A 13,642-nucleotide genomic window follows, 5' to 3' on the forward strand; every position below is an offset into this window, starting at 1 on the left:
CGCTGGATCAGTGACCCTAAACTGACAAAGGAGCTGTGTAATGAGATTGTCGGCGATAACGACGGTGTTGACTCTGCTGACGCTGGGATGTGTCGGCCAGCGTGCCGAGGCGCAGGTTGTTACTCCGCCGCAAGCTGCTTTAGCGGGGGCGACCAACCCTCCGGCGCAGAGTACGCTTGCCGAAACCGGCCGTGATCCCGTGCAGTTCCCTGCTTATGTTGAGCAGCTAAAGCGCCAGGCATTGGCGAAGGGTATCAGTCCTGCCGTCGTTGAAAGTGCTTTTGCCAATGTGCATTTTGTTGATCGGGTCATAAAGGCAGACCGCAGTCAGCCAGAAAAGAAAATTACGCTGGATGATTATCTTAAGCGGGTGTTGCCTGCAGCCAAGATTGCGCAAGGGCGAACCTTGTACCGGCAGTATCAGCCGCAACTGTCGCACATCACTGCACGTTATGGTGTTCCGGGACGTTATGTGGTTGCACTGTGGGGGATGGAAAGTGCCTTTGGCAAGATTCAGGGGCGCGAGGATGTGATATCCGCGCTTGCCACCTTGGCATTTGAAGGCCGTCGTGAGGCCTTCTTCAGCCAGCAGTTGATGGCGGCGTTGCAAATCCTTGAACAAGGGCATGTTAGCCGTGAACAGCTGAAAGGCTCCTGGGCTGGTGCGATGGGACAGTGTCAATTTATGCCGACCTCGTTCCTTCACTATGCGGTTGACGGCGATGGGGACGGCCGTATTGATATTTGGAACAACGTTGACGATGTGTTTGCTTCGACGGCTCATTATCTGTCGAGTGAAGGCTGGAAACCCGGTGTTGGTTGGGGCCGAGAGGTGAAACTGCCTGCCGGTTTCAACGCCGATAATGCAGGGTTGAAAGACAGTCAGGCGCACAGCGTGAATGAATGGCAAAAGCGTGGTGTGCGCCGCCCTGACGGTTCAGCTTTGCCGCATTCTACCTTACGTGGTTGGGTGATCACGCCCGATGACATGCAAGGCCGTGCATTCCTGGTTTATGATAACTTCCGCACAATTATGCACTGGAATCGCTCTTACTATTTTGCGATCGGTGTGGGTATGATGGCTGACGGCATCGGGCAATAGATAAAGACCACGGTGCCTCCACCAGAGCGTGGAATAACGGGCTTAGCATGCTAAGCCCCTACATGATTGTAGGGAGAGGTAGTATGTATCAACATAGAGACTGGCAGGGTTCATTACTTGATTTTCCGGTGAATAAAGTGGTCTGTGTCGGCAGTAATTATGCTGACCACATCAAGGAAATGGGCAGTGCAACCTCTGCAGAACCGGTAGTGTTTATTAAGCCTGAAACGGCGCTCTGTGATATCCGTCAGCCGGTGGCGATCCCCAAAGAGTTCGGTTCGGTGCATCATGAAGTGGAGCTTGCGGTGCTGATCGGCACGCCGTTAAAGCAAGCGAATGAAGATCGTGTGGCCCGCGCTATTGCCGGTTACGGCGTGGCGCTTGATCTGACGCTGCGTGAACTGCAAGCCGGCTTTAAGAAAGCGGGGCAACCGTGGGAAAAGGCCAAGGGATTTGACGGTTCCTGTCCGATCTCCGGCTTCATTCCCGTTGCAGAGTTTGGTGATCCGCAAAACGCAGAATTGTCTCTGACAGTGAATGACCAAGTGCGTCAGCAGGGCAATACCCGTGACATGATCACGCCGATCCTGCCGCTGATCAGTTACATGAGCCGTTTCTTCACTCTGCGTGCTGGCGACATTATTCTTACCGGTACACCGCAAGGTGTTGGCCCAATGAGCTCGGGCGACATGTTGAAAATCACTCTCAACGGTAAATCGTTAACGACGCGTGTGATTTGAAACCACACTGGAACAACGTAAAAAGGCCCCGCAGGGCCTTTTTTTCGGTCAGAGCTGAGTGAAAGGTTACTTACGGCCCAACAAGAAACCGAAAACAATGCCAACCGCCGCGGCGATAGCCACACCAGCCAGTGGGTTGGATTCAACTTGGGTCCGCACCGTATCGGCCGCATCACGTGCTGCGTAGCTAGCCTGTGAGGCGTATTTACGGGCGGCGCCTTTAACCTGATGTTCCGGCGAATCTGTTGCTTTACCAAAGGCTTCCTGCACGGCACCGGCAGCTTCATTCACTTTATCTTCTGCTTTCCCAAACATACTTGGCTCCCTATCTTTGTATAAAGGCGAACATTAACCATAGCAGGATTATGCTGATTGGGGCGGCGTAACGTGCTTTATGAGAGGAATCTTATCCTGTGGGTTGTTAAGCGTCTGAGGAAAACGAAAGGGTGATGGACCTGCGATTTGTACGTATAATTGAACTATAGGCACGTTGTGTTCACCCACCGAAGACATGGCGTAATCGTCTGGCAGTGATGCCGTTTAATATTAAATACCGTTGTTTTAAATAGCGTTTTTTTTAAGCGATGTTTTTTTATCGCTATGATTATATTGTGTTTTCAGCCTTCCTATCTGGCAGGGATATCTATATAGTGCACCCTCAAAACCTGTACGCAGGTTATCTATTCATTTACCTATACCGGACGCGAACATGTCACAAACCCCTTTTTGGCAACAAAAAACGCTGGCTGAAATGTCAGAACAAGAGTGGGAGTCGCTGTGCGACGGTTGTGGGCAATGCTGTCTGAATAAGCTGATCGACGAAGATACCGACGAGATTTATTTCACCAACGTAGCCTGCAACCAGCTGAATATTAAATCGTGCCAGTGCCGCAATTATGAGCGCCGCTTTGAACTGGAAGAGGATTGCATCAAGTTGACACGGGAAAATCTTACGACGTTTGACTGGTTGCCGCCGACGTGTGCATACCGCCTGATTGGTGAAGGTAAACCTTTATTCCCATGGCATCCGCTGGTTAGCGGTTCCAAAGCGGCGATGCACGGTGAACGTATTACGGTGCGCCATATTGCTGTACGCGAAAGCGAAGTGGTGGACTGGCAAGATCACATTCTGAACAAACCTGACTGGGCTCGTTAATACGCTGAAATTCAATGGATTTACGGTTGGCTAACGCGTTGTATTGCTCGGGGCAGCGCATAGCGGCTGAATCTTCAGAATTGGACGTGAGCAAAAAAACGGTATGCAAGAGAGGGAAAAAAGCCCCTGCAAAGATGAGGGGCAAGACACACAACAACACCAGGGAAATCGGTGATACTAACTTGCAGATACTATAAGGATTTTTCGGCAAAACTTCATCAAAATATTGATGCAATAATGCATCACTATGATGAGTTTTTTTGTATGAAGCAGATGGGTTTAGATTTTCAACGCCTCAAACGTTCAGGCTGTTAATCCTGAACGCGTAATTTGCTCGCCCTCGCATACGGCTTTTCTCGCTTCTAACTTAATGTTATGTAAATTACGCACTGGATCCCGTTCGGATGCTTCTTTTTATACATAAGGTTAGGTAGTTTGACCGCTCTCACGCTAAGTTCCGAGAGTAAAACAATGAAAATGATACGTCTGTTTGCCGTGGCTGGTGCACTGATTGTGCTTGTTTATTACCTTACACATACTTAATACCGATTTACCTCTGAAGATCATCAGTAACTCGATAAAAAACGGCGCCCTGGGGCGCCGTTTTTTATTCTTTCGCGCTTAGCGGCCAAACAGGTCGCGACGTCGCGGACGAACAAATTGTGCGAGCAGCACGATAATGGCGAACAGCAGATACGCAGTGAAGATGCCGACCAGCCACTGTGGCATTTCCAGTGTCAGGAACTCCCATTGACGCACGGAGCAATCGCCCGACGCATGAAACACCGCCGGTAGCCATTTATCCAGTGGCAGCCAAGAAGGGAAGCTGACGAAGAAATCGCAGGTATTAAACGGCGAAGGATGCAGCTGGATCATGGTGTGTTTCCACGCCAGTTGCAGGCCTTCCCAGGCACTGTAAATCCACAGCAGGATAGCGACATAGCGCAGCGGCGTTTTGGGTGCAATGGCTCCGAGCAGCGAGGCGCCCAGAATACCAAACAATGCGCAGCGTTCGTAAATGCACATCACACAGGGTTGCAGCAGCATTACGTGCTGAAAGTAGAGTGCAACTAATTCCAGTACCAATGCAGTCAGGGCCATCAACAGCCAAGCACCGCGCCCCTGCGAGCAACGGTTAAAGAATTGCAACATATATTTATTCTTCCATGCAGTAAGCAATTGAACCGGCAGTGTAAACCAATTCAACCCTGCTGCCAGCCACTTGAGGCGTATTCAGCACAAAAATAGTCGCTGGCAGCGGAGAGGGTTTACAGGATTAGCGTACAGCGGCTTCGATGGACGGCAACGTCAACCAATGCCACTGGGTAAGCAGATCGGTCACGGGCGCCAAAGTAAACTGTACGCACAGCAGCCCGACCAGCGTTAACACCACAGTATAGGGCAACGCCATCCATACCATTCGCCCATAGGATAAACGTACCAGTGGTGCCAGGGCGGAGGTCAGCAAGAACAGGAAGGCGGCCTGCCCATTTGGCGTGGCGACCGACGGTAAATTGGTCCCGGTGTTAATAGCGACCGCCAGCATTTCGAACTGTTTCAGAGAAATGGCACCATTTTCAAACGCGGCGCGTGCTTCATTAATGTAAACCGTACCGACGAACACATTGTCAGAGACTGAAGACAGCAGGCCATTGAACAGGTAAAACAGCGAAAGTTGAGAAGAAGGCTCTGCCTGCAGAACAAATTGAATCACTGGGGTAAACAGGTGTTGCTCAATGATCACGGCCACCACGGTGAAAAATACCGTCAGTAGAGCGGTGAAGGGCAGGGCTTCCTGGAAGGCTTTGCCGATGGCGTGCTCATCGGTGACACCACACAGGGAAGTGGCGAGAATAATCACCGACAGGCCAATCAGGCCCACTTCCGCAAGGTGAAAGGCCAACGCGACAACCAACCAAACGCCGATAAGTGCCTGGACCGCTAACTTAACCTGTTCTTGTTTGCTGCGCCCGGCAGTCGCCTGGCGGTCAAACTCTGTCAACACTTCGCGTACGCGATCCGGCAGTTTTGCCCCGTAGCCGAATATGCAGAAACGCTCAAGCAGCAGGCAGACCAACAGGCCGCAGACCAGTACCGGCAGAGTCACGGGTGACATGCGCAGGAAAAAGTCGACAAACCCCCAGTCGGCGCTTTTGGCAATGATCAGGTTTTGTGGTTCACCCACCATGGTCATTACGCCACCCAGCGCGGTACCGACACCTGCGTGCATTAATAGGCTGCGTAAAAAGGCACGGAACTGTTCCAGCGTCTGTTTGTTATCGTCGTTTATCAGCCCACTGTCATCATTGACGTCGGCATTGCCGCCGGACGGGTTCGACACCACGTTGTGGTAGATCGAATAAAATCCGGTTGCGACGCTGATAACCACCGCGACGACCGTCAGTGCATCGAGGAACGCTGACAATAACGCGGCCGCAAAACAGAATGCCAAAGAAAGCAGCATTTTAGAACGAATGTTCAGCAGTAGCTTGGTGAAGACGAACAGCAGCAACTGCTTCATAAAGTAAATGCCTGCCACCATAAATACCAGCAACAGCAGGACGTCCAGGTTATGAGCAATTTCCTCGCTTACACGGTCGGGGCTGGTCATGCCGATTAGCACGGCCTCAATCGCCAGCAAACCACCTGGTAATAGGGGGTAGCACTTCAGCGCCATAGCCAGGGTGAAAATAAATTCGACGACAAACAGCCAACCGGCAATGAACGGGTCGACGAAAAAGAAAACCAGCGGGTTGACCACCAAGAAAATAAGAATGGCCAGTTTGTACCAGTCAGGTGATTGCCCAAGGAAGTTTTTCACCAGGGCACTGCGTAAGGTCGTTTCCATTATGCGTTATACGTCCTGAAAATAAGTTATCGCATAATACCCTAACAATGCTGCCGGGGCAGTTGCAACCTGGGCTTGCTTTACGACGTGAAATTTCTCTGACGCGGTGTTTTTGCACAATTTTTGCCACTTTATGCACAGTTTCGTTTAATGTTTTTCGCTCACGCTATGTCATGCTTTGGCGATCTGGTATGATCAGCCGACTACTATTACTCATTATCGTCGCTACGGAACGTCAAACACATGGTCATAAAGGCGCAGAGTCCTGCCGGTTTCGCGGAAGAATACATTATCGAGAGTATCTGGAATAATCGCTTCCCCCCTGGCTCTATTTTGCCCGCGGAGCGTGAGCTTTCAGAGTTGATTGGTGTTACACGCACCACGTTACGCGAAGTTTTACAACGCCTGGCCCGTGATGGCTGGCTGACCATTCAGCATGGCAAACCGACCAAAGTAAATAATTTCTGGGAAACCTCAGGCCTTAATATTCTTGAGACAGTGGCACGCCTTGATCACCAAAGCGTCCCGCAACTGATCGACAACCTGCTGTCTGTCCGCACCAATATTGCGGCGATCTTTATTCGCGCAGCGGTGCGTAATCATCCAGAGGCCGCTCAGGAAGTGTTAGCGAAAGCCACCCAGGTGGAAGATCAAGCTGATGCTTTCAATCTGCTGGACTACGAAATTTTCCGTGGTTTGGCGTTTGCCTCCGGTAACCCGATTTACGGCCTGATTTTTAACGGCTTGAAAGGGCTATATACCCGCGTTGGCCGCTACTATTTCTCAAACCCTGAATCGCGCAAACTGGCGTTGACCTTCTACAGCAAGCTGTCAACGCTGTGTCATGAGAAGTCGTACGATCAGGTAATGGATTGCGTGCGTAACTACGGTAAAGACAGCGGTGCTATCTGGCAGAGCATGCAAGGCACCATGCCGAGTGATCTGACCGAAGCGCGTCGTTAACCAACATTCCCGCATGATGTAAAAGGGGCGCCAATGGCGCCCCTTTTGTTATGGTTGTAAGGCTATAACGGTGTGGGCCTCGGCGGACAACGCTCCAGTAGCTCGACGCTACCGTCTTCGTTTTGCTGTTCCAAAATAATGTCGAACCCCCACAAACGGTGTAAGTGTTTCATCACTTCACGCCGGCTCTTGTCCAGTGGCGCACGGTCCTGCGGGATATAGCGCAGCGTTAATGAGCGATCGCCACGTAAATCCACATTCCAGATCTGAATGTTTGGCTCGTGGTCACTCAGGTTATATTGCGCTGAAAGCTCTTCTCGGATTGCCCGGTAACCCGCTTCATTATGGATTGCCGCAATTTCCAGATAGTTATTACGATCGTCATCCAGCACGGTGAACAGCCGGAAGTCGCGCATGATCTTCGGTGACAGGAACTGGCTGATAAAACTTTCATCCTTGAAGTCACGCATGGCGAAGTGCAACGTTTCCAACCAATCTTTACCGGCGATGTCCGGGAACCAATAGCGGTCTTCCTCGGTTGGCGATTGGCAGATGCGTTTGATGTCCTGGAACATGGCAAAGCCCAGTGCATACGGGTTAATACCGTTGTAATAAGGGCTGTTGTAAGGCGGTTGATACACCACGTTAGTGTGGCTGTGTAAAAACTCCAGCATAAAACGTTCGGTGACCCGGCCTTCATCGTACAGATGATTAAGGATGGTGTAGTGCCAGAATGTCGCCCAGCCTTCGTTCATCACCTGCGTTTGCTTCTGCGGATAAAAATACTGGCTCACTTTACGCACAATGCGCAGAACCTCGCGCTGCCACGGTTCCAACAGCGGTGCATTCTTCTCCATGAAATAGAGGATATTTTCCTGAGGTTCACTTGGATAACGGCGAGCTTGCTCAGGGGCCTCTTCACGCTCGACACGCGGCAGGGTTTTCCATAGCGTATTTACCTGGCTTTGCAGGTACTCTTCGCGGCTTTTCTGGCGAGCTTTTTCTTCAACCAATGAGATCTTCTGCGGTCGTTTGTAACGATCAACGCCGTAATTCATCAAGGCATGGCAGGAATCAAGCAGCTTCTCAACCTCTTCAACCCCGTAGCGTTCTTCGCACTGGCTGATGTAGTGACGGGCGAACAACAGATAATCGACAATAGAACTGGCATCGGTCCAACTGCGGAACAAATAGTTATTCTTGAAAAAGGAGTTGTGCCCGTAGCAGGCATGCGCCATAACCAATGCCTGCATGGTGATGGTGTTTTCTTCCATCAGATACGCGATGCAGGGGTTAGAGTTAATCACAATTTCATAGGCCAGGCCTTGCTGCCCATGTTTATAACGCTGCTCGGTCTCAATGAATTTTTTACCGAATGACCAATGGGTATAGTTAATCGGCATGCCGACGCTCGAATAAGCGTCCATCATCTGCTCAGAGGTGATGACCTCAATCTGATGCGGATAGGTGTCTAGCTTGTAATGTTTGGCCACGCGATCGATGTGCTCCAGGTACACCTGCAGCAGCTCGAACGACCAGTCCGGCCCATCACTCAGACGTTTATCTTCCTTGACCTTGTCATGTGTTGAAGTAGTCATCAGCGCACCCTCGTTATTACGGACCTTGCTCAAACGGCAGACCCTAGATCAATCGTAGCTCAATCTGGGCAGAGGGAATAATGATATAAAGCTTAAAAATTCAACGATCTGTCTCGTCGATTCCCAGTAATGATGTACCTGAGGGCTTTTATCGTGAGTTTTTTCTGCTGTAGGGGGGCAGAAGTCTTACAAAAGGTTATGGCAGTTTAATATCATTTTTATGGTTTTTTATTCTGTTTATGTACGGGTGTTTCATTTTTATGTTCTGTTAAATCCATGTTGCGTACTAGGGTTTTTTTCTATGCTATCAATGCTGTCATTGATAGCATATGGGTCATTGTTTCGCTCTAAAATCGGGCTTTCACAACATCTTATCGCTATTTATAGGTAGCTATTGCAAAAGAACCGGCCATGAACGATAAATTAATTGTGAATGTTGTCACGTTTGATGACTAAGATGTTGGACGGATTTTTCCACTGAGTTAATTTCCTGTGAGCAGAAGATTATGCTTTGTGATGCCTTGAGCTGGAGTCAGCGATGCGAGTGGTAATTTTAGGTAGTGGGGTTGTGGGTGTTGCGAGCGCCTGGTATTTGGCGAAGGCGGGGCATGAGGTCACAGTGATTGATCGTCAGCCTGGTCCGGCGATGGAAACCAGCGCGGCGAATGCCGGGCAAATCTCACCGGGCTATGCGGCTCCGTGGGCGGCGCCGGGTGTGCCACTGAAGGCGATCAAGTGGATGTTCCAGCGCCACGCGCCGCTCGCTGTTCGTCTTGATGGCAGCAGTTTCCAGTTAAGCTGGATGTGGCAGATGCTAAAAAACTGCAATACTGAACACTATATGACCAATAAAGGGCGGATGGTGCGGTTGGCAGAATACAGTCGCGACTGTATCAAAGCATTGCGCCAGGAAACCGGCATCCAGTATGAAGGCCGCCAAGGCGGTACGCTGCAGCTGTTCAGAACGCAGCAACAGTTTGAAAGTGCAGCGAAGGATATTGCTGTTCTGGAAGATGCCGGCGTGCCTTACAAGCTGTTGGAAGCGAACCAACTGGCCAGCGTTGAGCCCGCATTGGCCCAGGTCGCGCACAAGCTGACCGGGGGGCTTCAACTGCCAAACGACGAAACCGGTGATTGCCAACTGTTTACCCAGCAACTGGCTAAACTGGCACAACAAGCAGGAGTCACCTTTTTGTATAACCGCAGCGTTGATCGCTTGCTGGTTGAAGGCGATAAAATAAGTGGCGTACAGTGCGGCGGCGAAATCTTCAAGGCTGACAGCTACGTGGTTGCTTTCGGGTCCTATTCCACAGCGCTGTTGCGCGACCTCGTGTCGATCCCGGTATATCCGCTGAAAGGCTATTCACTGACCATCCCGATCACGGATGAGGCTGCTGCCCCATTCTCGACCGTACTGGATGAAACCTACAAAATCGCCATCACCCGTTTCGACCAGCGTATTCGCGTCGGTGGCATGGCGGAAATTGTCGGTTTTAATACCCAGCTTGAGCAAAAACGGCGCGAGACGCTGGAGATGGTAGTACGCGATCTTTACCCTAACGGTGGGCGGGTGGAAGATGCGACGTTCTGGACAGGTCTGCGCCCGATGACGCCGGACGGCACGCCGATTGTCGGTAAAACGTCGCTGAAAAACCTGTTCCTGAACACCGGCCACGGCACACTGGGGTGGACAATGGCCTGCGGTTCTGGGCAGCTACTTTCTGATCTCATTTCCGGTATCACGCCGGCTATTCCTTCGGAGGACCTGGGGGTGGCGCGATACAGCGCTGGATTTCATAACCGCTACGCCGGCCCTTTAAATGATGTGCATCCCGCGCGTTAAGAACCCAATTTATTGATGTTGTCGTCACGGGCGTTGTCCCGTGACGGCATTCGCAGGCCCGTAGGAGTGCCCATGCCTCGCCCGATTTCCGCCACGTTGCACCTTGGCGCATTTGAAAATAACCTGCAGGTTGTTCGGCGTTTTGCCCCCAGCGCTAAAGTCTGGTCGGTGGTAAAGGCCAATGCCTATGGTCACGGTATTAAACATATTTGGCGCAGTTTGGCACAGACCGACGGTTTTGCTCTGTTGGATCTCGCTGAAGCCATTACCTTGAGAGAGTCTGGCTGGCAGGGGCCGATTCTTTTACTGGAAGGTTTTTTCAAGCCGCAAGATTTGGCCTTGCTCGATCGCTATCGTTTGACCACATCAGTGCACAGTGATTGGCAATTGTCGGCGATAGCTGAAGCCAAACTGTCGGCGCCACTGGATGTTTATCTGAAAGTGAACAGCGGTATGAATCGTCTGGGATTTGCACCGGAACGTTTGCACGCGGTTTGGTTGAAAGCGAGGGAGATAAGCAATATTGCGAACATGACGGTGATGAGTCATTTCGCCACTGCTGATGGCCCTCAGGGAGTGGTAGAGCAAATGAGGGTTGTTGAAGACGCAGCGTCGCCTATCCCTTTGCCGCGTTGTTTAGCTAACTCTGCCGCCACGTTGTGGCACCCAGAAACCCATGGTAGCTGGGTGCGGCCAGGTATTGTGCTCTATGGCGCTTCGCCCAGCGGGCAATGGCGTGACATTGCGGAGAGCGGTTTGCAGCCCACCATGACGCTGAGCAGCGAGATCATTGGGATTCAAACGTTGAAACGCGGCGATCAGGTTGGCTATGGTTGGCGCTACCGTGCCGAAGGTGCGCAGCGTATTGGCGTAGTTGCTTGTGGCTATGCAGACGGTTATCCGCGCCATGCGCAGACCGGGACACCTGTCTGGGTAGACGGTGTGCTGACGCGGACGTTGGGTACGGTTTCAATGGATATGCTGGTGGTTGACTTAACGCCATGCCCAAATGCCCAAATTGGGGCGGAAGTAGAGCTTTGGGGACGACGCCTGCCGGTTGACGATGTTGCTGCCGCGGCAGGCACGTTGGGCTATGAATTACTGACGGCGTTGGCCGCCAGGGTGCCTGTAACCACTGAGGCTTAAAAGCCTCAGGCGACTTTCTTCAATTGACCTTTAATTTGCTTGCTGCGCTGCCGCGCGTGCAGCGCCAGCAGGCAACCCACCAGCATCACCAGTGCGAGTGACAGCTTGGGTTGCAACGGCAGTGCCATTGCCAACAAGCCTAGCCCCGCACCACCGGCCATCTGTACAAATCCCACCAGGGCAGAGGCAACTCCAGCCTCGTTAGAGTACGGCTCCAGCGCGTAGCTGGTTGCCGGCCCCATCACAAAGGCAAGCCCTGCGCAGGCACAGGCGACAGGCAGCATATAAGCCAGCCAGTGAGTTTGCGCCGGGCCTGACAGCAAGAACACGCCAAGCAGCAATCCAACACAGCCGATGCCCATCAACAGCCCGCCGGTCGCAAGGCATACTGGCCGCCCGACCTTGTGAATAATCCGGTTGGCGAAAAAACTCACCAGCATGATCCAAAAGCCGTTAGCGCCAAACACCAGTGAGAATTGCAACGGGGTTAGGCCGGCGGTTCCCATCAACACGTTAGGCGCTAGCGAAACATACGTCAGTGCCATCCCCATCGCCCCAGAGTTAACTACGGCGAAGGACAAAAAGCGGCGGTCGCTAAGAATTCGGGCATATTGTCGCACCGGTAATCCTTTGACACGCACAGTATCCGCCGGGCGAGTCTCTGGCAGCCGCAGGGCGATCAGTATCAAGACAGCCAGGGCGTAACACACAAGGAACCAGAACGGTGCGCGCCAGCCAAAGGCTTCAGCTAGCAGACCGCCGAGCAGCGGTGCCAGTGCAGGGATAATATTCAGCGTGCCGTTGAGAAAACCAAAGGCGCGCGCCGCATCGTCACCGTTCATTCGGTCACGCACACCGCTGAATGCCACTACCGCAGTGCAACAAACCGCGACACCTTGCAGCAGCCGCGAGGCAACAAACACCGTTGGCGTGGTTGCCAACGCCGCCATGGCCGCGCCAAGCATATAAATAACAATACCTGCCAACGCCACCGGCTTGCGACCGTAGTTATCCACTAACGGGCCGGCGATAATCTGCCCAAGGCCTAATACCAGAATGAACAACGAAATAGTGGACTGAATCAGCGCTTCGCTGCTGTTAAGGCCGAGAGCGATCGCGGGAATAGTCGGCAAATAAAGATCGATGCCCAGCGGGCCGAGAAGTACCAGGCTAAGAAGCAGAAACAGAAATTTTTGCATAACAAAAACAGCACGTCCGAGTGACAAAGAGGGCTAGAGTAGAGACTCTGGCGTTAAATAGAAAGGGGCAAAACATAGGCTGGTTATCGCTTCGCCTGTCTGCTCCGCTTACAGTGCAGAGTTTTTGCGATAGTAAAGTGCTGAGATCGTATCTGCCACGTAGCGCGCCTGATGTTTGGCGTCATCCAAGGCGCGATGAGGCGTGCCCTCGAATGCCCGTTCCTTCTTGGGATTGAAACCCAGCAGTTCGGCCAGCGTGATCACGGTACGAACGTCTTGCGTATCCCAAAACTTCCAGGGGCACGGCATTTCAAGCTGCTGAAAGGCATGTTCGAGAATGGCGCAGTCGAATTCTTTACCGTTACCCCAGACTTTTACCGGGTCGGTGCTGTTCATATGGATAAACCGGCTCAGGTTGGTCAGCGTTCGTTTAAGTGTCTCAGTGCCACCGAAAGCCAGCTTACGGGCTCCATCTGATTGTTTCGCCCACCAGGCGACGGTATCCAGGCTGATGGTCCTGCCGGGTTGATCTTTTTGGCTACTCACGGCGTTTTCAAACTCGGCGCCCAGTTGGCCGGTTTGGGGATCGAAAAAGACAGCGGCAACGACCAGAATCACAGCGCTTGGCTTTATGTCCAGCGTTTCAATGTCTAACATGAGATGGTGCATTGGGGCTCCCGGCTAAGTGAGGTCGTGCATAATCTTACTACAAACCGGGCGAGGATGCGCCGTCAGGCCTGTATGTCTGAAATGACCGGCGGATTTAAAGAATACTTTGAAATAGTCTAAGGCAGGGTAACCGAGGTATGATACTCAGGGTTCTGTTGTCGGGTTGGTTCTATCGGTGAGAACGTTTATTTTCATTTTGTGTATGGTCGGTTATCTGCTGGTATTGAGCTACCTTGGCGTTTTTGTCACTGATAAAATATGTGAAAAGTCTAACAACTACACCAAAGTGTGCCGTCTGGTAGATATCTCTGAGCCTCACATCCCAAGACAATGACCGGCGCTCAGCCCAAATAATCGATGGTAATCAACGGTGTCAAT

12 protein-coding genes are annotated in these 13,642 nt (G+C 51.8%); 6 read left to right on the forward strand and 6 right to left on the reverse strand.

What is annotated here, in order from left to right; genetic code table 11:
* Positions 1-40: 40 nt before the first annotated feature.
* Positions 41-1,102: a lytic murein transglycosylase gene (locus AC2FCQ_RS01225; protein WP_490308211.1), complete on the forward strand. Its 1,062-nt coding sequence runs from the start codon at positions 41-43 to the stop codon at positions 1,100-1,102.
* An 83-nt stretch (positions 1,103-1,185) separates the two neighbouring features.
* Positions 1,186-1,842 carry a fumarylacetoacetate hydrolase family protein gene (locus AC2FCQ_RS01230; RefSeq protein ID WP_012145477.1) on the forward strand — a complete coding sequence of 219 codons (657 nt, stop codon included), beginning with the start codon at positions 1,186-1,188 and terminating at the stop codon, positions 1,840-1,842.
* Between the two features lie 66 nt (positions 1,843-1,908).
* Here the strand turns inward: AC2FCQ_RS01230 and AC2FCQ_RS01235 are convergent, their stop codons facing one another.
* On the reverse strand, positions 1,909-2,157 hold the full coding sequence (locus tag AC2FCQ_RS01235; RefSeq protein ID WP_037419760.1) for a CsbD family protein: 249 nt from the start codon (positions 2,155-2,157) through the stop codon (positions 1,909-1,911).
* A 394-nt stretch (positions 2,158-2,551) separates the two neighbouring features.
* Here AC2FCQ_RS01235 and ycgN point away from each other — a divergent pair, with 394 nt between their 5' ends.
* Positions 2,552-2,998, forward strand: a complete 447-nt coding sequence (gene ycgN / locus AC2FCQ_RS01240) for a cysteine cluster protein YcgN (protein WP_209633953.1) — start codon at positions 2,552-2,554, stop codon at positions 2,996-2,998.
* Positions 2,999-3,619: 621 nt separating this feature from the next.
* Here the strand turns inward: ycgN and dsbB are convergent.
* Positions 3,620-4,150: a disulfide bond formation protein DsbB gene (gene dsbB / locus AC2FCQ_RS01245; protein WP_037419753.1), complete on the reverse strand. Its 531-nt coding sequence runs from the start codon at positions 4,148-4,150 to the stop codon at positions 3,620-3,622.
* A gap of 124 nt (positions 4,151-4,274) precedes the next feature.
* Positions 4,275-5,846, reverse strand: a complete 1,572-nt coding sequence (nhaB, locus tag AC2FCQ_RS01250; protein WP_490308212.1) for a sodium/proton antiporter NhaB — start codon at positions 5,844-5,846, stop codon at positions 4,275-4,277.
* Positions 5,847-6,089: 243 nt separating this feature from the next.
* Between nhaB and fadR the strand changes: the two genes are divergently transcribed.
* Complete coding sequence (fadR, locus tag AC2FCQ_RS01255) at positions 6,090-6,809, forward strand: fatty acid metabolism transcriptional regulator FadR (RefSeq protein ID WP_037419750.1); 720 nt, start codon at positions 6,090-6,092, stop codon at positions 6,807-6,809.
* A 62-nt stretch (positions 6,810-6,871) separates the two neighbouring features.
* Here the strand turns inward: fadR and AC2FCQ_RS01260 are convergent, their stop codons facing one another.
* On the reverse strand, positions 6,872-8,407 hold the full coding sequence (locus tag AC2FCQ_RS01260; protein ID WP_037419977.1) for a SpoVR family protein: 1,536 nt from the start codon (positions 8,405-8,407) through the stop codon (positions 6,872-6,874).
* 538 nt (positions 8,408-8,945) lie between these two features.
* On the opposite strand from AC2FCQ_RS01260, the gene AC2FCQ_RS01265 reads away from it, so the two are divergent.
* Complete coding sequence (locus AC2FCQ_RS01265) at positions 8,946-10,250, forward strand: D-amino acid dehydrogenase (RefSeq protein WP_265553613.1); 1,305 nt, start codon at positions 8,946-8,948, stop codon at positions 10,248-10,250.
* A gap of 72 nt (positions 10,251-10,322) precedes the next feature.
* Positions 10,323-11,396, forward strand: coding sequence for a catabolic alanine racemase DadX (dadX, locus tag AC2FCQ_RS01270; RefSeq protein WP_490308213.1), 1,074 nt, complete (start codon positions 10,323-10,325; stop codon positions 11,394-11,396).
* A gap of 5 nt (positions 11,397-11,401) precedes the next feature.
* Here dadX and AC2FCQ_RS01275 read toward each other — a convergent pair whose 3' ends face one another.
* On the reverse strand, positions 11,402-12,595 hold the full coding sequence (locus tag AC2FCQ_RS01275; RefSeq protein ID WP_265553609.1) for a multidrug effflux MFS transporter: 1,194 nt from the start codon (positions 12,593-12,595) through the stop codon (positions 11,402-11,404).
* A gap of 108 nt (positions 12,596-12,703) precedes the next feature.
* Positions 12,704-13,264: a 3'-5' exonuclease gene (locus AC2FCQ_RS01280; RefSeq protein WP_209633943.1), complete on the reverse strand. Its 561-nt coding sequence runs from the start codon at positions 13,262-13,264 to the stop codon at positions 12,704-12,706.
* Positions 13,265-13,642 lie beyond the last annotated feature (378 nt).

The sequence above is a fragment of the Serratia sp. CoH_134_PS_4 genome (assembly GCF_058190535.1).